This is a genomic window from Streptomyces sp. NPDC048436, from assembly GCF_043200355.1.
GTDB lineage: Bacteria > Actinomycetota > Actinomycetes > Streptomycetales > Streptomycetaceae > Streptomyces.
Map to the genome: position 1 here is coordinate 590,622 of NZ_JBICXP010000002.1, position 23,613 is coordinate 614,234.

At 71.8% G+C, this 23,613-nt stretch carries 5 protein-coding genes; all 5 read right to left on the minus strand.

The window, feature by feature from the left end; translation table 11 throughout:
* Positions 1–9: 9 nt before the first annotated feature.
* The 5 genes from ACGFX9_RS09240 to ACGFX9_RS09260 are packed head-to-tail and all read right to left on the minus strand — an operon-like array spanning position 10 to position 23,580.
* A complete protein-coding gene (locus tag ACGFX9_RS09240; RefSeq protein ID WP_393467142.1) occupies positions 10–1,521 on the minus strand; it encodes a tryptophan 7-halogenase in 1,512 nt (503 codons plus the stop codon).
* Positions 1,518–2,870, minus strand: coding sequence for a cation:proton antiporter (locus ACGFX9_RS09245; protein WP_393467144.1), 1,353 nt, complete (start codon positions 2,868–2,870; stop codon positions 1,518–1,520). Before ACGFX9_RS09245 ends, ACGFX9_RS09240 begins: the two co-directional genes overlap by 4 nt.
* On the minus strand, positions 2,871–3,098 hold the full coding sequence (locus ACGFX9_RS09250; protein WP_393467146.1) for an MbtH family protein: 228 nt from the start codon (positions 3,096–3,098) through the stop codon (positions 2,871–2,873).
* Positions 3,095–9,577: an amino acid adenylation domain-containing protein gene (locus ACGFX9_RS09255; protein ID WP_393467148.1), complete on the minus strand. Its 6,483-nt coding sequence runs from the start codon at positions 9,575–9,577 to the stop codon at positions 3,095–3,097. The genes ACGFX9_RS09250 and ACGFX9_RS09255 overlap by 4 nt, the downstream gene beginning before the upstream one ends.
* 50 nt (positions 9,578–9,627) lie before the next feature.
* On the minus strand, positions 9,628–23,580 hold the full coding sequence (locus ACGFX9_RS09260) for an amino acid adenylation domain-containing protein (protein WP_393467150.1): 13,953 nt from the start codon (positions 23,578–23,580) through the stop codon (positions 9,628–9,630).
* Between the last annotated feature and the right edge of the window lie 33 nt (positions 23,581–23,613).

The window sequence follows — 23,613 nt, forward strand, 5'->3', positions numbered from 1 at the left end:
GACCTCCTTCTACTCGGCCGGGCTCGGGGAGGGCTCAGGCTGCTGCCAGAACATGCCGTCCGGCGATGGCACGAGACCGCCGCTGAACAGGGGGGTCTCCGCTTCGGCGTCCTCGCCGAGCAGGGCGCGCATCTGGACCTGGCCGCCCTCCTGCATCACGTCGCGCACCACGGAGGACTTGAACAGCGGCACCATGCTTCCGTCCTCGCTGCCGGCGAGTTCGTCGACGGCGGCGGCGAACTCCGCGGAGTCCGATGTGAAGCGTTTGGCGAGGACCTCGGCGTCGGTCAGGACGCGTTCGCCGGAGGAGACACCGCCGATGAGTTCGACGAACGACTGGAGTTCGGGCCTGTTGGCCTTGGTGACCTTCTTGGCCTGCCAGAAGTAGGAGTCCTCGTCGTGGTGCATCTCGTAGAAGGACAGGAGGAATTCGTAGAAGACGCCGTACTCGCGGCGGTAGCGGCCCTCGAACTCGGCCAACGCCGTTTCCTCGTCGACCCGTTCGGCCAGGACGCTGTTGATGGAGCGTGCCGCGAGGAGCGCGCTGTAGGTGGCCAGGTGGACGCCGGATGAGAACACCGGGTCGACGAAGCACGCCGCGTCGCCGATGAGGACAAGCCCTGGCCGGGAGAACGTCGTCTGGTGGTACGAGTAGTCCTTGCGGACGCGCAGCTGCCCGTACTGCCCGGTGGTGACCCGCTGGGCGTCCGCGAGGTACTCGCCGATCAGGGGGCACTCGTCGACGAGTGCCATGAGCGCCTTCTCCTGGTCTCCGCGGATCTTGTCGGCCATCTCGCGCCGCACGACGGCGCCGACGCTCGTCAGCGTGTCGCTCAGGGGGATGTACCAGAACCAGCCGCTCGGGAAGGCGACCGAGAGGATGTTGCCCGAGTTGGGCTCAGGCAGCCGCTTGCCGCCTTCGAAGTAGCCGAACAGGGCGAGGCTGCGGAAGAACTCCGAGTACTCCCGCTTGCCTCCCACGCGCTGGTGCAGGCGGCTCATGTTGCCCGATGCGTCTACGACGAACGTGGCGAGCGCCCGGCGTTCGTTGCCGTCGGCGTCGGTGTACGTGACGCCGCGGACCCGCTCGTCGTCGGCTATGACGTCGAGGACCGCGCACCCTTCGCGCACTTCGGCGCCGACCTTGCGGGCGTGCTTGAGCAGGATGTCGTCGAACTTGGAGCGCTCCACCTGGTAGGCGTACGACGTCGGGCCGCTCATCCGCGGTGACACCGAGAAGGAGAAGGTCCACGGGTCCGGGCTCGCGCCCCACCGGAACGTGCCGCCGCGCTTGCGCGGGAAGCCCGCCTTGGCGAGCTCGTCCGCGACACCGGTCAGCCTGCACACGCCGTGCACCGTGGACGGCAGCAGCGACTCGCCGATCTGGTGGCGCGGGAAGTGCTCCTTCTCCAGGACCAGCACCCGCTGCCCCTGCATGGCCACCAGCGCGGCCAGTGTTGATCCGGCGGGCCCCCCGCCGACCACCACCACGTCGAATTCCTCGGAATCCGGCAAGGTCATCCCTCCTCCCCTTTTCTCCCGGACGGAAAAGCGGATATCGCTGTTTCCGTCGTGGGAGTCCCATTGCTCAATTGAGTCTGAAATCGCCCTGCCCGGGCGTCAAGGCTGTCCATCCCCGTTCCCCTCTTATGTCTGCGCCCTATCAAGGACAGCAAAGGGCCCGTCATGAAGGTGGTGATCAGCGCCATGAGTACGAGGACGGTGAAAAGCGCCTGGCCGATGATCCCGGCGTCAAGGGCGACGTTCAGGACGATGAGTTCCGTGAGTCCGCGGGTGTTCACGAGGGCGGCGACGGTCGCGGACCGGTGACCGTCCATGCCGCTGATCCGCGAAGCCGCGTACGCAGGGCCGAACTTGCCCAGGGTGGCGATGGCGAGGATCAGCAGCAGCAGGAGGCCGCCGTCGCTGTCGAGGGAGCCGATGTTGAAGGACAGTCCCGTCGTCACGAAGAACAGCGGGAGCAGCAGGTCCGCGGTCTGCTCCATCGGCCGCAGCACATCGGCTTCCGGTACGCCGTTCCTGCGCGGCATCGTGAGGCCGGCGAGCAGGCCGCCGAAGACGGGGTGCAGGCCGAGTTCCGCGGTCACCCAGGCGCTGCCGAGGGCCAGTCCGAGCGCGATGGTGAGCTGACCGGACGACGCCGCCGCGGACCGCTCGAGCCACCAGGCGAGCACGGGACGCACCAGCAGGAACATGGCCGCCGTGAACAGGGCGATCAGGGGCAGCGTCACCTGCCAGGGCCGGCCGGTGGCGTGTCCGGTGCCGGCGAGCGCGGCGGCGAGGACCAGCCACGCCACCACGTCCATGATCCCGGCCGCGGTGGTGGCCACGGTGCCCGCGGGGCTGCCCGCGAGGCCGCGTTCACGGACGATGGCCGCGAGTACGGGCAGCGCGGTGACGGAGACCGCGACGGCCATGAACAGCCAGAACGTCCTGCCGTCGGCGTGCCCGGGCTGCACCGCGTCGAACGCCCCGTGGAACAGCCCCACCGCGCCGGCGCCGAGGCCCGCGGGGACCAGGAACGCGAAGAGCGCCACCGTCACCGCCGCTCTGCCTCCCTGGCGCAGCTGGCGCCAGTCCATCTCGTACCCCACGACGAACATGAAGATCACGATGGCGATCTGGGAGAGCACCGTCAGGAAGGGCAGCACGTCAGGCGGGAAGAGCCACGAGGTCGGGTCGCCGGGCAGGCGCCCCAGCAGAGTCGGGCCCAGGGCGATCCCGGCGACGATCTGACCGATGACGACCGGCTGTCCGCAGCGGCGGGCCAGTGCTCCGAGGAGGCGGGAGACGATGACGATGACGGCCACGTCACCGATCGCCACCGTCACCAGTGACTCCGTGTCCATCTAGCGCACCGCCGTCTCGTTCCTGCTCATGTCGGCGATGAGGCTCTTGGGGCGCATGTCCGTCCAGTTCTCCTCGATGTACGTGAGGCATTCCGCGCGGCTGCCTTCGGCGTGCGCGGTGGTCCAGCCTTCGGGGATCTCGGCGAACGCGGGCCAAAGGGAGTGCTGTCCCTCGTCGTTGACGAGTACCAGGAAAGTGCCGTCCTCGTTGTCGAACGGATTCGTCATCGTTCAGTCCTTTCGGTCTTCTGCGTCAGCTGGGTTTCTGTTGTCGCGCCGAGTTTCTGCGTGATGACGCGCGCTATGTGCTGCAAGGGTTCGGGCCGGAGCATGTCGTAATGGCCGACCGGTATGTCGTGCGGCTCGATGTCGCCCTCGACGTAGGGCCGCCAGCTCGCTGCGGCGTCCGCCGATGACTGCTCCGGGGTCCGGTCGGCGGCTGCCACGAAGAGCAGGAGATCGGTGTGGACGGGGCGCGGTGTGTGGTCGGGGGCGAACCCGGACATGTTGCGAAGGACCGACTCCAGGTTCGAAAGGACCTGGTCGCTGAGGCCTGAGGAGCGGTAGAGGTCCGCCAGGTCGTCGCCCTGTTCCTGTTTCAGGGCGGCGTAACCCTCGCTTTCCTGTCCCTCCTCGCCGCGGAACCGCGACTTGGCGGCGCCGCTGCCGGGATAGGCGTCGAGCAGCGCGAGGAGCGCCACCTCTTCGCCCAGTTCCTCCAGGCGGGCGGCGACGGCCTGGGCGATGGTCCCGCCGATGGACCAGCCCAAGAGGTGGTAGGGGCCGACGGGCTGGACGGTGCGGATCGCGTCCGCGTAGTCGGCCGCCATCTCCGCGATGCTGCCGGGCAGCGGCTCCGGGCGCGCGAGCCCGCGCGCCTGCACGCCGTACACCGGCCGGTCCTGCGGGAGGTACGGCAGGAGGGCCGCGTATCCCCAGCTCAGGCCCATCCCGGGATGGACGCAGAACAGTGGCGGGCGGGTGCCTTCCGGCCGAAGGGGCAGCAGGACACCCAGGTCGCCGCGGCTTCCCACGCGCCGCCCGGCACCGGCGTCGGCCTTCGTCGCCTCAGCGCTCGCGTCCTGTACGGCGACGAGGCCCGCGTTCGTCTTCTTCGCCCGGTCGCCCGTACGGAACATGCGCTCGCCGGGACGGCCGAAGGGGCACGCGACGAACCGCTCGCCCGTGTGTCCCGGGCCGCCTGTGTAGCCGCGCGCCAGCACGGCGCCGGCCAGGTAGAGGTCGCCCGGGACGCCGGGCGGCACCGGGCGCAGGAGTTCGTCGAGCACGAGGGCCCTGGTGCCGTGGACCGGGACCCCGGTGCGGGGGTCGCCTATGCCGGTCGCCTCGGGGCCAGTCCGGTGTTCCAGCCAGGCAGCGCCCGTCTCCGGCACTCCGTGGCCGCTCACCAGCGGGGTCGAGGGGTGCCGCTCCCGCCAGCCGCGTATCTGTTCCAGGGCCTGCGGCTCGCCCGTCAGGTCCATCACCAGGGTTTCGGAGCCGGTTGGTTCAAGGAGCTCGGGGGTGGTGACGACCAGCGACGCGGGGCTCTGGTCGGGTACTCCGAGCCGCACGCTCCCTCCCGCACAGAGCGCCGCGAGCAGCGGCGTCACGAGCGCCGCGAACGGAGCCCTGACATCAAGCAGTGGCGCCGCGCCGATCGCCGGGGAGGCATGCATGCGGTACGTCGTGTGGTGAGCGAGCGTGCGGTGCTCTATGACGGCGCCCGCGAGGACGAGCGCCTGGCTGCCCGGCAGGACCGGGCTGCCCGAACTGGCGCTCTCCAGCTCCCTGTTGGCCGCGTTCGACTCCGAGCCGTCGAGCAGCACGACCGTCATCCCGGAACCGTCGGGTATTGCCGCGAGGGACGCATCGGAGCAGACCAGGATTCCGCCGGGCGGCAGGTCGACGCCCTCCAGTGGGCGTGCGGGGTCGTCGGCGACGCGGCAGGCGGCCCCGGATTTCAGCACGCCGGTCAGCGCGACGGCCAAGGCGTTGCCGGTCGGCCGCGCCACGACGACGACGGTCTCCGGGCCCGCCCCCCGGTCGGTGAGGCGCCGGGCGAGCCGCGCCGCCTCGGCGTCCAATTCCGCGTACGTCAGGGAGCCCTGGTCGTCCGTGACGGCGACCGCGTCCGGCGTACGTGCCGTTTGCTCGGCCAGCATCCGCACCACGGTGCGCGCGGACGGTTCCATCGCCATGCCCTTTCCGGTTCCGACGAGTCGGCGGGCCTCATCAGCGTCGAGCAGCACGTCGACCGCGCTCAGACGCCGCTCCGGATCGGCCGTCACCTGCTCCAGGACACGGATGAACCTGCGCGCGAGCGCGTCGGCGGTCTCCGGGTCGAACAGCTCGGTGGCGTAATGGAGTTGGCCATCGATTCCGCCGAGGTCACCGTCGGGTTCGTACTGCTCGGTGAGGCTGAACGACAGGTCGAGTTCCGTGGCCGACGAGCCGAGGTCGTGACGGGCAGTGCGCAGGCCGGGCAGCTCCCACGGGTCCCACGGCTCCGCGACGGTGTCGTCGACCTCCAGAAGCACCTGGAACACCGGGTGGCGGGCCAGCGAGGGCGGCAACTCAAGAGTGTCCACGAGGCGTTCGAAGGGCACGTCACGGTGTTCGCGGGCCTCCTGGTTCGCGGCCCGCACCCGGCCGAGGAGTTCGTTGAACGTGGGGTCACCGGACGCGTCCGTGCGCAGGGCAAGCGCCCCGGCGAAGGGGCCCACGAGCGTCTCGAGGCCGGACTCGTCCCGGCGCGGGATCCGGGTGCCGATGGTGATGTCGATGCCCGCGCCGAGCCGGGCGAGCAGCATGATGAGGGCGGTCTGCACGACCATGAACGTCGTCGTGCCGTCGTCGTCGGCCAGGTCAGCGAGGCGATCGTGGGATGCGGCGTCGAGGCGCAGCGGGACGGTCCCGGCCCGGTGGGACGCCACCGCCGGGCGCGGGCGGTCGGCCGGCAGCGCGGTTTCGGCGCCGATGCCCGCCAAGGCGTCCTGCCAGTAGGCGAGTTGGTCGTTGACCAGGCTTTCGGGTTCCTGTTCCCCCTGGAGCAGTCGGCGTTCCCAGAGGGCGTAGTCGGCGAACTGGAGGGGCAGCGGGGCCCGTTCGGGCGCCCGGCCCTCGCGGCGGGCGCCGTAGGCGGTCGCCAGGTCCCGGACCAGGACGTCCAGCGACGCGTCGTCGGCGATGATCCGGTGGACCACCAGAAGCAGCACGTGCTCGGTGTCCGAGAGGCGGAAGAGGGTCTGCGTCCACGGCGCCCGACCGCCGACGTCGAACGGCTGCCCGGCGTGGGCGGCCAGGAGGTCCGGCAGCTCCGCCTCGGTGGTCGGCACCACGTTCGGCGCCGGGCGGGAGTCGGCGACGTCCAGGACGCGCTGCCGCATGTCGCCGCCGCGTACGCCGTCGAAGGTGGTGCGCAGGATCTCGTGCCGCGCGGCGACATCCCCGAGGGCCGAGCGCAGCGCGTCCTGGTGGAGGTCGCCGCTGAGGCGCAGCGCCACCGGTATGCGGTCGGTACCTGCCTCGTCGTCGAGCCGGGACATCAGCCAGGTGTGGAACTGGCCCGCCGTGACGGGGACTTCGTCACGCTCATCGGCTGGTTTCAGGACGGGGCGCGCCTTCGTGGCGAGCAGCCGGGCCACCCCGACGGGTGTCGGCGAGCCGAAGAACTGCCGGATGCCGAGTTCGGCGTCGAACTCCTCGCGGATCCGTCCCGCGAGGCGCATCGCCAGGCCCGAGTCGCCGCCCAGGTCGAAGAAGCTGTCGTCGGGCCCGACGCGCTCCAGGTCGAGCACCTCGGCGAAGAGTCGGCACAGGGTCGTCTCGGCCGCCGTCTGGGGCTTGCGGCCGGAGACGCGCTCGGCGAAGTCCGGGGCGGGCAGGGCCTTGCGGTCGACCTTGCCGTTGCGGGTGACGGGCAGGGCACCCAGGGCCAGCACGGCGGCCGGGACCATGTAGTCGGGGAGCGTCTCGGCGACGTATGCGCGAACGAGCTGGGGGTCCACGCCCTCCGCCCCTTCCGGTACGACATAGCCGATGAGGCGGCGCTCACCCGGACCGTCGTCACGGGCGACGACCACGGCCTGGGCCACGGCAGGATGCGCGACCAGGGCCGCCTCCACCTCGCCCAACTCCACACGGAAGCCCCGGATCTTGACCTGGGCGTCCGCGCGGCCGACGAAGAGCAGATCTCCCTCTACGGTCCAGCGCACGAGGTCACCGGTGCGATACATCCGCTCCCCCGGCGCGTCCGGGCACGCCACGAAGCGTTCTGCGGTCAAGCCCGGACCGCACCAGTAACCGTGCGCCAACTCCACGCCAGCTACATAGAGTTCGCCGGTAACGCCGGGTGGTAGGGGTTGGAGGAACGCGTCCAGGACGAGGGCCCGGCGCCCCGGCAACGGCTTCCCGATCGGCAGTACGGGGCCCAACTCGTCGCCTGGCTTGAGGACATGCCAGGTCGCGCACAGGGTCGTCTCGGTCGGCCCGTACATATGACGGACCGTGACATCGGGGCACACCTTCCGCAGCCGCGCCACCGAACCGACCGGAACCACGTCCCCGCCCGTCAGTACCTCACGCAATCCCGCGAAACAGTCGGGCGACTCATCTGCCAGGACACGGAACGAACCGGCAGTCAGATGCGCTGCCGTGACGCCGCTCTTCACGTGCTCACGCATCTGCTGGGCGTCGACCACACCCGGTTCGGCGATCACGACCCGGCCACCGGCAGCCAGCGGCACCCACAGCTCGTACAGCGATACGTCGAAGGCGTGCGGGGCGTGCATCAGGACCGCGTCCTCGGGGCCTATGCCCCAGCCGCTCGCCCCCACCAGGGACGCGACAGCGCCGTGCGGCACGGCCACGCCCTTGGGTGCGCCTGTCGATCCGGAGGTGTACATCACGTACGCCACATCCTGCGCGCCGACCTGACGGTTCAAGCCGTCGCAGGCCGCCACCGCCGCCCGCACCTCCGGATCATCCACCACCCGCACACCAACAAAGCCCTCCGGCACCACACCTCGACTCGCCGACGTGCACACCACCACCGACGGATCCGCATCCCCCAGCACAAAAGCAACCCGATCCACCGGCCAGCCCACATCCACCGGCACATACGCAGCCCCAGCCCGCCACACCCCCAACAACACCGCCACCAGGTCGACCGACCGCTCCATCACCACCGCGACACGATCACCCCGCCCCACACCCATACCCGAGAGATACGCGGCCCAGCGACCCGACTCCGACCACAACTCCGCATACGACAACACCCGCTCACCCACCACCGCCACCGCACCCGGCGAAGAAGCAACCCGCCCCGCGATCAGCCCCGGCACCACCTCACCCACCGGAGATGCCGCCACCCCACGCGCAGAGGCCGCCTCCGCCGATGCGACGCGTCCCACCACCACCGACGGATCTACCACCACCCGCTCCAGTACCCGTACCAGCGTGTCGAGCGCCGACGCGGCGACAGCTCGGTCGAACAGGTCCGGTCGGTACTCCAGCTTCAGATGCATCCGTTCGCCGGGGCCGACGACCAGGGTCAACGGGTAGTGCGCCGCCTCGCGTGTGAACCCCGCCGGCCTGAGCGAGAGGGCCTCGCGGTCGGGGTGTGCGGAGGCGGCGGGCGGCTGGGGGAAGCTCTCGAACACCAGGAGGGTGTCGAACCCGGCCCCGGGGCCTGCCGTCTTCTGGATCTGCGGGAGGCCCAGGTGTTGGTGGGCCATCAGCGTGGACTGACGTTCCTGGAGGTCGCGGAACATCTCCAACACCGGTTGTTCACCGTCGAGTTGGACGCGCACGGGCAACGTGTTGATGAGCAGACCCACCATCGATTCCACGCCCGGCAGCTCCGGAGGGCGCCCCGCCACCGTCGCGCCGAACACCACATCCGTACGCCCGGCGAGACGGCCGAGTACCAGCGCCCACGCGCCCTGGACCACCGTGTTCAAGGTGAGGCCGTTGGTCCGGGCCAGTTCCACCACCGCCCGCGTGACCTCTTCGGGGAGGTCGGCGCCCACGTTGTCGGGGAAGACAGGGAGCCGGTCCGGGACAGCGGGCGCCACCAGCGTCGGTTCTTCCGTGCCCGCGAGTTCCGCCTGCCAGGCCACCTGGGCGGCCTCCTTGTCCTGGCGGCCGAGCCACTTCAGGTACGCGCTGTAGGACGTCGTGCGCGCAAGGCCGGAGGCATCGGCTCCCGCCGCGTATATCTCCGCGAGTTCACCGATGAGGATCGGGGCCGACCAGCCGTCCATGAGGATGTGATGGCTGGTGATCACGAGGCGGTGCCGGTCCGCGCCGACGCGGATCAGGAGCAGGCGCAGCAGCGGCGCCACCGCCAGGTCGAAGGGGTGTGCCCGCTCACTCTCCGCCAGGCGTTCCAGAGCGGCCGGCACGGTGGACTCGTCGAGGTCCGCCACGTCCTCCGTACGCCAGGGCGGCACCGCTTCCCGGGCGATGACCTGCACCATCTGCGCCCCGCTCACCTGCCGGAAGCAGGCGCGCAGCGCGGCGTGCCTGGTGAGGAGCGCTTCCCAGGAAGCCCGTAGCCGGTCCGCCACCACGGGGCCTTCGATGTCGAGTGCGGACTGCACGGTGTACACGTCGGGGCCCTGGTCGTCGAAGGCGGCGTGGAAGAGCAGCCCTTCCTGCAGTGGCGAAAGCGGCCACACGTCCTCGACTGCGGATCGGGTCATCTCTTCTCTCCTCGGAACCTGTGAGCCTGTGAGCCTGTGATCTCAGGGCTTCAGCGCGGGTCGAATCCGGCTTCGAGTTCCTCGATCTGGCTCTGCGCGAGGCCGAGGAGGGGGAAGTCGGAGGGTGTGTGTCCACCGGCCGTGGGGTCGGTGGTGTGGGCGGCCAGGCCGCCGAGCAGGTTCAGCCAGAGCCGGCCGAGACGTTCCGCGTCGGCGTCGTCGATGACGTGGCCCGGCCAGCTGAGCGAGACGGTCAGCTCGGGCCCGTCAGCAGTGTCCACGATGGCCGCGCCCGCTTCCAGGGCGTGCATGGACGGCATGTGCGGATCGGCCGAGCCGCCGATCGCCGTCTTCCCGGCCGGCTGCCAGGCCTTGACCGTGCCGTTCCCGGACGTGTCGCCCGCGGTGAACCGGCCCAGGTAGTTGAAGCCGATCTGCGGACTCGGCAGGGCGGCGAGTTCGGGGCCCGTCTCCGGGTTCAGATGGCGCAGCAGCCCGTGGCCGAGCCCGTCACCCGGCACTGCCCGTGCCTGTTCCTTGACGGCCTTCAGGAGTGCTCCGGCGGCCGGGCCGCCATCGGCGGCTTCGGACAGGTCCACGTCGTCGACCGTCAGGCGCAGCGGGTGCGTGCTGGTGAACCAGCCGACTGTGCGCGACAGTTCAGCCCCTTCGACCGGTTCACGGCCGTGGCCCTCGACGTCCAGGAGTACGTGCCCGTCCTCGCCGCGCCAGTGCGTGACCGCTCCGGCGAGCGTCGACAGGAGCACCTCGCGCACTCCGCAGTGGAACAGCGCGGGTGTGGGGCCCGCCAGCGTGGCGGCTTCCTGCCGGGGGACCTTCCAGGACGCGCGGTGCGTGGTCTCGGCGGTGTCCACCGCCGGATCGAGCGCGCGCCGCCCGAGCAGCGGCTCCGTGGAGCCGAGGAGGTCCTTCCATGCGTCGAGTTCCGCCAGCCGGGGCTCGCTGACCGCCTCGGCGGACAGGAGGGTCGCCCAGCGCCTGAACGATGTTCCTACGGGGTCGAGTACGGAGTCGGGTACGGGGTCCTGTCCCGCTGCCACGGCCTCGCACGCGAGGGCCAGGTCGGGCACCAGGATCCGCCAGGACATCCCGTCCACGGACAGGTGATGGACCATGAGGACGAGGCGCCCGACGCGCCCCTGCCCGGCGTCCACCCACACCACCTGGAGCATCGTGCCCGCCGACGGGTCGAGGCGCTCGACGGCCTCCCGTGCCGCGCGTTCCGCGATCTCGTCCAGGGAGCCGTCCGCCGCGTCCTGGGCGGCCACTCGCGTGACCAGGTCCGCGGGGTCCACGGATCCGCGTTCGCCGACGATCAGCCGCGGCACGGTGTCACCGTCGCTCGCGACCACGCTCGCGCGCAGCATGTCGTGGGCGTCGATGACCGCGGCCACCGCTCCCAGGAGCACGTCGTGCGTGAGACCGGCCGGAGCGCCGAGAGCCGTCCACTGTGCGAACCCCGGGCGGCGGGCGGGCTCGCCCAGTTCCCGCATCACCGGGGTCCAGGGCACTTCGCCTACGCCGATGTCCTCGACGGCGTCGAGTCCGGCACCGTCGGCCGGTTCCGCGACCGTGGCGAGGCGCTCGGGGGTCTTCTCCTCGAAGACCTGCCGTGGCGTGACCACGAGCCCGGCGCGGCGGGCGCGCGAGGCCAGCTGCATCGAGGAGATCGAGTCGCCGCCCAGTTCGAAGAAGCTGTCCGTGACGCCGACCCGTTCCAGGCCGAGCACCTCGGCGAAGAGTCCGCACAGCAGCGCCTCGCTCTCCGTGCGCGGCTCCCGTCCCGAGACCTTCCCGGCGAAGTCGGGGGCGGGCAGCACACGGCGGTCCACCTTCCCGTTCGGGGTGAGCGGCAGGTGTTCCAGCGGGACGAACGCCGACGGGACCATGGAGGCAGGAAGCCGGTGCGCCGCGAACTCGCCGAGCGTGGCAAGGAGTTGGTCGGTGCGCCACGCCTCGGTCGGTTCGGCGACGACGTACGCGACGAGCTGGTGCTCGCCGGGGCGCCGGTCCGCGCGTGCCACGACGACCGCCTGGGCGACGCCGGGATGCGCGGCCAGGACCGCTTCGACCTCGCCAGGTTCGATCCGGTGGCCCCGCACCTTCACCTGGGCGTCCGCGCGGCCGACGAAGACGAGTTCACCGTCGTCGGTCCAGCGCGCCAGGTCCCCGGTCCGGTACATCCGCGCGCCGGGCACGTAGGGGCACGCCACGAACCGCTCGGCGGTCAGGGCGGGCCGTGCCCAGTATCCGCGGGCCACACCGGCGCCGGCGACGTACAGCTCGCCCGCGGTTCCCGGCGGCACGGGCTGGAGGAAGCCGTCCAGGACGAACACCTTCACGTTGGCCATCGGCCGCCCGATCGGCACCACGCCCCGGCCGACGCCCGTGTCCGACGTCAGGGGGGCACTCATCGCCGCGCAGACGGTCAGCTCGGTGGGTCCGTAGGCGTTCACCATGCGCCGCCCCGCGGACCACCGGTCCACGAGTGCCGGGGGGCATGTCTCGCCCGCCACCACCAACGTCCGTAGTTCAGCGGGCAGTTCATCCTCGGTCGCCAGCACACTCGGGGGCACCGTGACGTGCGTAGCCCCCGACGCGCGCACGGCCTGCCCGAGCGGCACCTGTGGCGGCAGCGCGTCCGGGCCCGCCACCACGAGTGACCCTCCGGAGAGCAACGCCATGCACAGCTCGGACACCGCCGCGTCGAAGCTCAGCGACGCGAACTGCAGGACCCGGGAGTCCGGCCCCACGGCGAACCGCTCGATCTGCGCCCGCGCCAGATTGGCGAGGCCCGCGTGCGCAACGACCACACCCTTGGGCGTGCCCGTCGACCCCGAGGTGTAGATGACGTATGCCGCGTTGTCCGCGCTCAGCGGCGCGAGCCGCTCCGACTGATCGATGACCCCTGCCGCGCGCTCGGCGACGGCTTCGGTGACGTCCGGGGCATCGATGACGATCAGACGGCCCGAGTACCCGGGCGGCACCAGGGCCCGCGTCTCCCGCGTACAGAGCACGGCCACCGGGTCGGCGTCCTCAAGGACGAACGCGACTCGCTGCGCCGGGTATCCCGGATCGACCGGCACGAAGACGCCGCCCGCCATGGACACCGCGAGGACGGAGAGCACCGCCGCCACCGATCCCGGCTCCAGTACGGCGACCCGGGACTCGGGCCCCACGCCTGCCGCGATCAGATGGCGCGCCCACCGTCCGGCTTCCGCCTCCAATTCCCCGTACGACAGGGACCGTTCGCCCGATATCAGGGCCACCGAGTCGCGCGACCGCGCCACCTCCCGGCGCAGCAGTTCGGGCAGCGTCCGCGCCGCCACCGGCACCTCGGTGCGGTTCCATTCGCCCAGCATGAGCTCGCGCCGTGCCCCGCCCAGCACTCCCACCCGCGCGACGGGCGCCGACGGGTCCTCCGCCATCCCTTCGAGCACGCAGCCGAGCGACGCCACCATCTCCTCGGCCCAGGCGCGGTGGAACACGCCCGGCCGGTAGATGAACTCGCCGTGCAGGCGCTCGCCGGGCACCGCGATCAGCGTCAGCGGGTAGTGGCCGGTGTCCAGTGGTGTGCCGCCGGGGCGGATGGACAAGGTGTCGGGCGAGGGCTCCTGGAGCGGCGGGCGAGGATAGTTCTCGTAGACGACAAGCGTGTCGAAGACGGCGCCCGGACCCGTGAGCCTGCGGATCTCGGACAGGCCGATGTGCTGGTGGGACATGAGTGCGACCTGCCGCTCCTGGAGGCCGGTCAGCATCGCGGCGACCGACTGTTCTCCGCGCAGATCGACCCGTACGGGCAGCGTGTTGATGAACAGGCCGACCATCGACTCCACGCGTGGCAGCTCGGCCGGCCGGCCGGCCGCCGTGGCGCCGAAGACCACGTCCGTACGCCCGACGAGCCGGGCGAGCAGCAGCGCCCACGCGCCCTGAACGACGGTGTTCACGGTCAGGCCGCGACTGCGCGCCAACTCGACGACTGCGCGCGTGAGTTCCTCGGAGAACTCGAAGGGAACGCGTTCCGGTACGGCGGGTACCGCGGCCGGGTCATCGGGCACCGTCAGCGTCGGCTCGTCCGCGCCCGCGAACTCCGTGCGCCAGGCCTCGCGCGCCCCCTCCTTGTCCTGGCGTTCCAGCCAGGCCAGGTACTCCCGGTAGGAGGTCGCGGCGGGCAGGGCCCGTCCGTCGCCGCCTGCCGCGTAGAGGGTGGCCATCTCGGCGATGAGGACGGGCAGCGACCAGCCGTCTGTGACGATGTGGTGGTTGATGACCACCTGGGCGTGGCGGTTCTCGCCGAGCCGGATCAGCAGCAGGCGCAGCAGCGGGGCAGCCGTCACGTCGAGGCGCCGGGCGCGTTCGTCCTCGACGACTCGGTCGAGTTCGGTGCGTGCGTCGTCCGCCTCCAGGTGGGACAGGTCGACCTCGCGCCAGGGGAGTTCGACCTCGCGCGCGATGACCTGCACGGCCTCGCCCAAGGCACGCCGGTGGAAGCTCGCCCGCAGAATCGGGTGCCGGGTGAGGATCGCCTCCCACGAGGCCCTCAGCCGGTCCACGTCCAGCGGCCCGTCGAGGTCCAGGACGCGCAGCCCTTCGTAGAGGTCCGGCCCCTGATCGTCGTATCCGGCGTGGAAGAGCAGCCCTTGCTGCAACGGCGAGAGCGGCCATATGTCCGTCAACTCCGGCACCGCGTCTTCGAGTTCGTCGATCTCGTGCTGCGCGAGGCCGATGAGGGGGAAGTCGCGGGGGGTATGCCCTCCGGCACCGGGAGCGGTGGTGTGGGCGGCCAGACCGGCGAGCAGGTCGAGCCAGAGGCGTCCCAGTTGCTCCGCGTCCGGCTCGTCGAGCACTCCGGTGGGCCAGGTCAGTGTGACGGACAGCTCCGGCCCCTCGGAGGTGTCCTGGATGGCGGCGCCCGCTTCCAGGGCGTGCAGGGCGGGCATGTCCGGGTCGACCGAGCCACCGACCGACTCGCCGCCCGTCGGCTGCCAGGGAGTGACGGTGACCTCGCGGCTCTCTGGGTCCGCCGCGTCTGCCGCGCCTGCCGCCTCTGCCGCGTCTGCCGCGTCCGCCGCAAACCGGGTGAACCGGCCCAGGTAGTTGAAGCCGATCTGCGGGGTCGGCAGAGCCGCCAGAACGGGTGCGGTGGCGGGGTTGAGGTGCCGCAGGAGTCCGAAGCCGAGGCCGTCACCGTCGCCGGGTATCGCGCGCGCCTGCTCCTTGACCGTCTTCAGGAGCGCTCCGGCAGACGGGCCGCCGTTCCGCGCGTCGTCCAGATCGATGCCGTCCGCGTCGAGCCGGACCGGGTGTGTGGTGGTGAACCAGCCGACGGTGCGGGACAGTTCGGCGCCCGCGAGCGGGTCCCGGCCGTGCCCCTCCACGTCCAGCAGTACGCCACTGCCGTCATCGCGGCGCCACATGGTGACCGCGCCCGCGAGTGCCGACAGGAGCACCTCGTGCACTCCGCAGTGGAACCGCGCCGGTGTCCGGCCCGCCAGCGTGGCCGCCAGCTCTGCCGGCACGTTCCAGGTACGGCGGATCATCGTGCCCGCGGTGTCCAGGTCAGGGTCCAACCGCCGCTCACCCACAGGCGGTTCGGTCTCGCCGAGCAAGGCGGCCCAGCCCGGGAGCTCGGCGGTCCTGCTCTCGTCGGTGGCCTGCTCCACCAGGAGGTCCGCCCACTGCTTGAACGGCGTCCCCACCGGGTCGAGCTCCGGCTGCCGTCCGGCGGTCAACGCCTCGCACGCGGCCCGCAGATCCGGGATCAGGATGCGCCACGAAAGGCCGTCGACCACCAAGTGGTGGACCACGAGGGCAAGTCGGCCGGCCCGCTCCGGACCGGCGTCCACCCAGGCGGCCTGGAGCATGACACCCGCCGAGGGATCGAGGCGCTGCGTGGCCTCACGGACCGCCTCGTCAGCGAGGCCGTCCAGCGCGCCGTCCAGCGCGTGCGCCGCGTCGACGCGGGTGACCAGGGCGGCGGCATCGATCGAACCCCGTGGCCCCACCGACAACTTGGGGCCGTCTTCGCCGGTCACCGCGCGGGCCCGCAGCATGTCGTGCGCGTCGAGTACCGCGCCCACGGCGTCCACGAGGACCTCCCGGCCGAGTCCGGCCGGGGCACCGACGGTCGTCCACTGCGCGAGCCTGCCGCGCAGGCCACGCTCGCCCAGCTCCCGCATCACGGGCGTCCACGGCACATCGCCGATGCCCGAATCCGGGGTGGCCGTCTCCTCGCCCACGTGCTGGGCAACGGCCGCGAGACCGGCGGGGGTCTCGTGCTCGAAGACGTCCTGCGCCGTGAGGAGCAGGTTCGCGCGGCGGGCCCGGGCGACCAGTTGCATCGACATGATGGAGTCGCCGCCCAGCTCGAAGAAGCTGTCCTCGGCGCCGACCCGTTCCAGACCGAGCAGCTCCGCCGTCAACGCGCACAGGATCGCTTCGGTCTCCGTGCGCGGCGCGCGCCCGGCGGCCTTCCCGGCGAAGTCGGGGGCGGGCAGGGCGTCGCGGTCGACCTTGCCGTTGCGGGTGACGGGGAGGGTGTCCAGGGTGAGTACGGCGGCGGGGACCATGTACTCGGGCAGGGTCCGGGCAACGTACGCACGAACGTCTTCGGGATCCGGCGCCGTGCCCTCCGGCACCACATAGCCGACCAGACGGCGTCCCGCGTCCGCCTGCCCGTCCTCACGGGCGACGACGACCGCCTGCGCCACGGCGGGGTGGGCGGCCAGCGCCGCCTCCACCTCACCCAGCTCCACGCGGTAGCCACGGATCTTGACCTGGGCGTCCGCGCGGCCGACGAAGTGCAGCGCGCCGTCCTCGGACCAGCGCGCCAGGTCTCCGGTGCGGTACATCCGCTCCCCCGGCACATACGGGCACGCGACGAAGCGCTCCGCGGTGAGGTCCGGACGGTTCAGGTAGCCCTGCGCCAACCCCGCGCCCGCCACGTACAGTTCGCCGGTCACGCCGGGCGGAACCGGTCGCAGGAACGCGTCCAGGACGTAGGTCCGCCGGTTGCTCATCGGTCGCCCGATCGGAAGTACGGGCCCTATCTCGTCGCCCGGCCTCAGCACATGCCAGGTCGCGCACAGGGTCACCTCGGTCGGCCCGTACATGTGACGGACGGTGACGTCCGGGCAGGCCTCCCGCAGCCGGGCCACCGATCCGGCCGGGACCACGTCGCCGCCGGTGAGCACCTCACGCAGCCCGGTGAAACAGTCGGGGGTCTCCTCCGTCAGCGCCCGGAACTGGCCGGCCGTGGCGTGGACGGACGTCACCCCGCCCTTCACGTGCTCACGCATCCGCTGGGCGTCCACGACTCCGGGTCCGGCGATCACCACGCGGGCGCCGGCGGCCAGCGGCACCCACATCTCGTAGAGGGAAACGTCGAAGGCATGCGGGGCATGCATCAGAACCGCGTCGCCCGGCCCGACCGACCAGCCACGTTCCGCCACCAGCGCCGCAACGCTCCCGTGCGGCACCGCGACGCCCTTGGGCACCCCCGTCGAACCGGACGTATACATCACGTACGCCACATCCCGCGACGCCACCAGCCGCTCCACGCCCAGGCCAGCCGTCGCCCTCACCCGGGGGTCATCCACCAACTGGACGGCAACACCCTCCGGCACCACACTCCGGCTCTCCTCAGTGCACACAACCACCACCGGAGCCGCATCCTCCAAAACAAACGCCACCCGCTCCACCGGCCAACCCGCATCCACCGGCACATACGCGGCACCCGACCGCCACACCCCAAGAAGCAACGCGGGCAAGTCACAGGACCGCTCCATCACCACCGCGACACGATCACCACGACCCACACCCAAGTCAGCCAAAAACGCCGCCCACCGCCCCGACTCCGCCCACAACTCCCCGTACGACAGGGCCCGTTCGCCCTCGACCGCCACCGCATCCGGCGTCGAGGCCACCCGCCCGGCGATCCATGCGGGCACCAGTCCGTCGGGGGTCTCCGCCTCGGTCGCGTTCCACCGCTCCAGAACCTGCGTGCGCTCCGTCTCGTCCAGGGCGTCCACCCGCGCCACGGTCAGTGAAGGATCCGTCACCAGCTCTTCGAGGACCCGTACGACCTGACGTGCTGTCCTCAGGGAACTGTCCCGGTCGATCAGATCGGGCCGGTAGGTGACGAGGACACGGAGCCGGTCGGCGGGGACTACGCCCACGGCCAGCGGATAGTGCGTACCGGCCAGGGTGTTCAGCTGGGTGATCGTGACCTCGTCGTTGGTCGTGCCGTCCGCAGGGTCGGCCAGGGTGGCCGAGTTCCGCGGGTAGTTCTCGAACATCAGCATAGTGTCGAACGAGGCGCCGGGACCCGCGAGTTGCTGGATTTCCGAGAGGCCCAGGTGCTGGTGGGCCATCAGGGCCGACTGGTGCTCCTGGAGCCCGGCGAGCATCCGCAGCACCGGCTGGGCGCCGTCGAGCCGTACCCGTACGGGCAGGGTATTGATGAAGAGCCCGATCATCGACTCGGCGTCGGGCAGCTCCGGGGGCCGGCCGGCCACGGTCCCGCCGAAGACGACGTCCGTGCGTCCCGCGAGACGCGCGAGGACCAGCGCCCACGCGCCCTGCACGACGGTGTTCACGGTCAGCCCATGGGCGCGGGCCAGCTCGGTGAGCGCCCGGGTCTGTTCCCTGGAGAGCTCCGCCGTGCTGACTTCGGGCGCCACCGGCGGCCGGCCCGGATCCACCGGCGCGACCAGCGTCGCTTCCTCCGCCCCGGCCAGTTCCGCCCGCCAGGCGGCCCGCGCGGCTTCCTTGTCCTGCCGATCGAGCCATACCAGGTAGTCGCGGTAGGAGGCGCTCCGTTGCAGGTGCGTGGCGTCACCTCCTGCCGCGTACAGCGCGGACACCTCGTTGAGGATGACCGGCATGGACCAGCCGTCCACCAAAATGTGGTGGCTGGTGACGGCGAGGCGGTGCCGGTTCTCACCGAAGCGGATGAGCAGCAGGCGCAGCAGCGGGGCCCGCGTCAGGTCGAACCGCCGCGCCATCTCGCGCTCGGCGAGACGCTCGGCCTCGGCCTGCGCCTCGGCGTCCGTCATCCCCGATACGTCGGCCTCACGCCAGGGGAGTTCCACTCCGCTCGCGACGACCTGCACCGCCTCGCCCGACTCGCTCCGGTGGAAGCTCGCCCGCAGTGCGGCGTGCCGGGCCAGGAGCGCCTCCCAGGAGGCCCGCAGCCTGGTCACGTCAAGCGGCCCGTCCAGGGCCATCAACCGCTGGCTCTGGTAGACGTCCGGCCCTTGCGCGTCGAACGTGGCGTGGAACAGCATGCCCTCCTGCAACGGCGACAACGGCCACGCGTCCACCAACTCCGGGACGGTTGCCTCAAGTTCGGTGATGTTCCGCTGCGTGAGGTCGAGGAGAGGGAAGTCGGACGGTGTGTGACCGCCGGCGGCCGGATCGGCGGTGTGAGCGGCCAGACCGGCGAGGATCTGCTCCCAGGTCCGGCCGAGCTCCGCCGCTTCGGACTCGTCAAGGACCCCGGAGGGCCAGCTCAACGTGACGGCCAGCTCCGGCCCCTCCGGTGTGTCCTGTACGGCGGCGATCGCCTCCAGGATGTGCAGGGCCGGGGTGTCCGGGTCGATCGAGCCGCCGATCGCCTCGCCGCCCGCCAACTGCCAGGGAGCGACGGGGCCGTTCGTCGCGTCCGCGGTGAAGCGACCCAGGTAGTTGAAGCCGATCTGCGGGGCGGGGGAGGCCGCGAGCACGGGGGCGGTGTCGGGGTTGAGGTGGCGCAGGAGCCCGTAGCCGAGGCCGTCGCCGGGTATCGCCCGGGCCTGCTCCTTGACCGCCTTCAGGAGTGCCCCGGCCGCGGGTCCGCCGCGCATGGCCTGTGGCACATCGACGTCGCCGACGTCCAGCCTGACGGGGTGCACACCGGTGAACCAGCCCACCGTGCGCGACAGTTCAGCGCCCGCGACCGGGGTGCGGCCGTGGCTCTCCACGTCCACCAGCAGCTGGGAGGCGGTCTTCCGGCGCCAGTGCGCGACCGCGGCGGCCAGGGACGACAGGAGTACCTCGTGCACTCCGCAGTGGAAGACCGCCGGGGTCCTGCCCACCAAGGTGGCGGCGTGCTCGGCGTTCACTGTCCATGACTGGCGGCGCATGGTCGCGGCGGTGTCCCGCGTCGGGTCCAACGCGCTCTTGCCCAGAGGTGGTTCCGGCTGACCGAGGAGTTCGGTCCACCGCGCGAGTTCGGCGGTACGGCTCGCCGCGACGGCCTCCTCGGCCAGTGCGTCCGCCCACCTCTTGAAGGGGGTGCCCACCGGGTCGAGTTCCGGCTTACGGTCCTCCGCCACCGCCTCGCAGGCCGCACGCAGGTCGGGCAGCAGAATGCGCCACGAAACGCCGTCGACCACCAAGTGGTGGACGACCAGGGCCAGTCGCCCGACCCGCCCATGCCCGGCGTCGACCCACACCGCCTGGACCATGACGCCCGCGGCGGGATCGAGCCTCTCCACCGCCTCGCGCGCCGCCGCCTCCGCGATGTCGTCCAGCGCCTCGGCGGACGCGGCCTCCCCGCCGAGACGGACGACCACCTCGTCGGCGTTCACCGCACCCCGTTGCTCAACCCTCAGCCTGGGCTCTCGCTCGCCGGTCAGCACACGCGCCCGCAGCATGTCGTGCGCGTCGAGTACGGCAGCCACACCCTTCACCAGCGCTTCACGTCCGAGGCCCACCGGGGCGCCGACGATCATCCACTGCGCGAAACCGCCGCGCAGACCCCGCTCGCCCAGCTCCCGCATCACCGGCGTCCACGGCACCTCGCCCACACCCGCGTCCCGAGAGATGCCGGTGTCGCGGGTCCCCGCCCCGACCGTCTCCGCCACGAGTGCGAGCCGCTCCGGGGTCTTCTCGTCGAAGACCTGCCGAGGGGTCAGCACCAGGCTCGCGCGGCGGGCCCGCGCGACCAGCTGCATCGACATGATCGAGTCGCCGCCCAGCTCGAAGAAGCTGTCCTCGGCACCGACCCGCTCCAGGTCGAGCAACGCGGCGAACAGGCCGCAGAGGATCGTCTCGGTCTCCGTACGCGGGGCGCGCCCGGTGGCCCTCCGCGCGAAGTCGGGAGCGGGCAGAGCCTTGTGGTCCACCTTGCCGTTGCGGGTGACGGGCAGCTCGGCCAAGGGGAGCACGGCGGCCGGAACCATGTAGTCGGGCAGTGTCCTGGCCACGAACTCCCGTACGAGGTGCGGGTCCGGACGGGCCACGCTCGCCCGACTGCCGGGCGGCCCCACCAGGGCTCCAAGCCCGCCCGGGTCCACCGGCACGACGTACCCGACCAGACGGCGCTCGCCAGGACCGTCCTCCCGGGCCACCACCACCGCCTGCGCCACCGCGGGATGCGCGGCGAGCGCCGCCTCCACCTCACCCAGCTCGACCCGGAAGCCGCGCACCTTGACCTGCGCGTCCGCGCGGCCGACGAACAGCAGCTCGCCCGTGTCGGACCAGCGCACCAGGTCGCCGGTGCGGTACATCCGGCCGCCCGGCTCGAACGGGCACGCCACGAAGCGCTCAGCCGTCAGTTCAGCCCGGCTCCAGTACCCCTGCGCCAGGCCGTCACCGGCGACGTACAGCTCGCCGGTCACGCCTGAGGGCACCGGCTGGAGGAACGCGTCGAGGACGAACACCCGCCGGTTGCCGAGCGGGCGCCCGATCGGCAGCACCGATCCCACCGCGTCGCCCGGCCCCCAGACCCGCCAGGTCGCGCACAGGGTCACCTCGGTCGGCCCGTACAGATGCCGTACGACCACGTCGGGGCAGGCCGCGCGCACCCGGGCCACCGACCCGACCGGGACGACGTCCCCGCCGGTGAGCACCTCGCGCAGTCCCGCGAAGCACTCGGGCGACTCCCCCGCGAGGACACGGAAGGACCCCGCGGTCAGATGGAGCGAGGTGACCCCGCCCGCCACGTGTTCCCGCACCTGCTCGGCGTCCACCGCCCCCGGCCCGGCGACGACCACCCGGGCGCCGGCGGCCAGCGGGACCCACACCTCGAAGAGCGAGACGTCGAAGGCGTGCGGGGCGTGCATGAGCACCGCGTCTTCGGGCCCGACCGACCAGCCGCGCTCCCCCACCAGCGCCACGACGCTGCCGTGCGACACCGCCACGCCCTTCGGCACGCCCGTGGATCCGGAGGTGTACATCACGTACGCCACATCGTCCGCGCCCACGAGCACCGGTGAGTCACCGCCCTCGTACCCGGCCAGCGCCGCCCGTACGTGTGGGTCGTCGGCCAGCACCGGCCCGGCGCCATCGGGTATGAGCTGCCGCGTCTCCTCTGTGCACAGGACGGCGACGGGAGCCGCGTCCGCGAGGACGAAGCGCACCCGGTCCGGCGGAGATCCCGCGTCGACGGGCACGTAGGCCGCGCCCGCCCGCCATACGCCGAGCAGCAGCGGCAGCAGGTCGGCCGAGCGCTCCATCACCACCGCGACGCGGTCACCGCGCCGCACCCCCGCGTCCGCCAGGTAGTGGGCCCAGCGGCCGGACTCCTCCCACAACTCCCCGTACGACAGCGTTCGTTCGCCCTCGACGGCCACCGCGCCCGGCGCCGACTCCACGCGCCCCGCTATCAGCTCCGGGACCAGGCCGCCCGGCTCCTCACCCCACGTGCCGCCCCACCCCTCCACGACCAGGCCGCGCTCGGGCGCCGCGAGCACTCCGACGCGCCCCACGAGGACCGACGGGTCCGCCACCAGCTGTTCAAGGACCCGTACCAACCATGCGAAGACCGACTCGGCACTCTCACGGTCGAACAGGTCGGGCCGGTGGTCCAGCTTGCAGAGCATGCGCTCGCCGACGGGCGCCACCACCAGCGTGAGCGGATAGTGCGCGCTCTCCTGACCCGCGGCGACGCGCACGGCGAAGGCGCCGGGCGCCGGGGGCCCGGCCGGGGGACTCGGGTAGTTCTCGTACACGACGAGCGTGTCGAAGACCGCCCCGCCGGAATCGGCGAGCCCCTGCACCTCGGGCAGCCCCAGGTGCTGATGAGCCATCAGGGACGACTGGCGTTCCTGGAGTTCGGCCAGCATCCGCGTCACGGTCTGCCCGGCGTCGAGCCGCACGCGGACCGGCAGTGTGTTGATGAACAGGCCGACCATGGACTCGACACCCGGCAGTTCCATGGGCCGACCGGCGACGGTGGCACCGAACACCACATCCGTGCGCCCGGCGAGCCGCGCGAGGACCAGCGCCCACGCGCCCTGCACCACGGTGTTCACGGTCAGGCCGTGGCCGCGGGCGAACCGCACCAGGCCTTCGGTCAGTTCCTCGGAGAGCTCGCTGATCAGGCTCCGCGGGGGCATGGGCGTCCGGCTTGAGTCCGCGGGCGCCACCAGCGTCGGGCCGTCCGCCCCGGCCAGTTCCGCCTGCCAAGCGGCCCGTGCCGCCTCCTTGTCCTGCCGGCCGAGCCAGGCCAGGTACTCGCGGTAGGACGTCACCGGCGGAAGTCCGGAGGTGTCGCCGTCGGCCGCGTAGGTCGTGGAGAGTTCGTCGAGCAGCACCGGCATGGACCAGCCGTCCATCAGGACGTGGTGGCTGGTGACGATCAGGCGGTGCCTCTGGGCGCCGATCCGGATGAGCAGGAGCCGCAGCAGGGGCGCCGCCGCGAGGTCGAACCGCTCGACGCGCTCCTGGTCCGCCAGCCGGTCCGCCTCGGCGAGCGCGTCGGCTTCCGCAAGACCGGAGAGGTCGGCCGCGCGCCAGGGCAGTTCGACTTCCCGTGCGATGACCTGCACCGCCTCGCCCGACTTGCGCCTGCGGAAACTCGCCCGCAGCGCCGCGTGCCGGGTGAGCAGGGCCTGCCAGGAGGCCCGCAGCCGGCTCGCGTCCAGCGGGCCGGTCAGTTCGAGCAGCCGCTGCCCCTGGTAGACGTCGGGACCCTCGCTGTCGAAGGCGGCGTGGAAGAGCAGCCCTTCCTGCAGTGGCGAAAGCGGCCACACGTCCTCGACTGCGGATCGGGTCATCTCTTCTCTCCTCAGAGCGAATTGCCTCGGGCG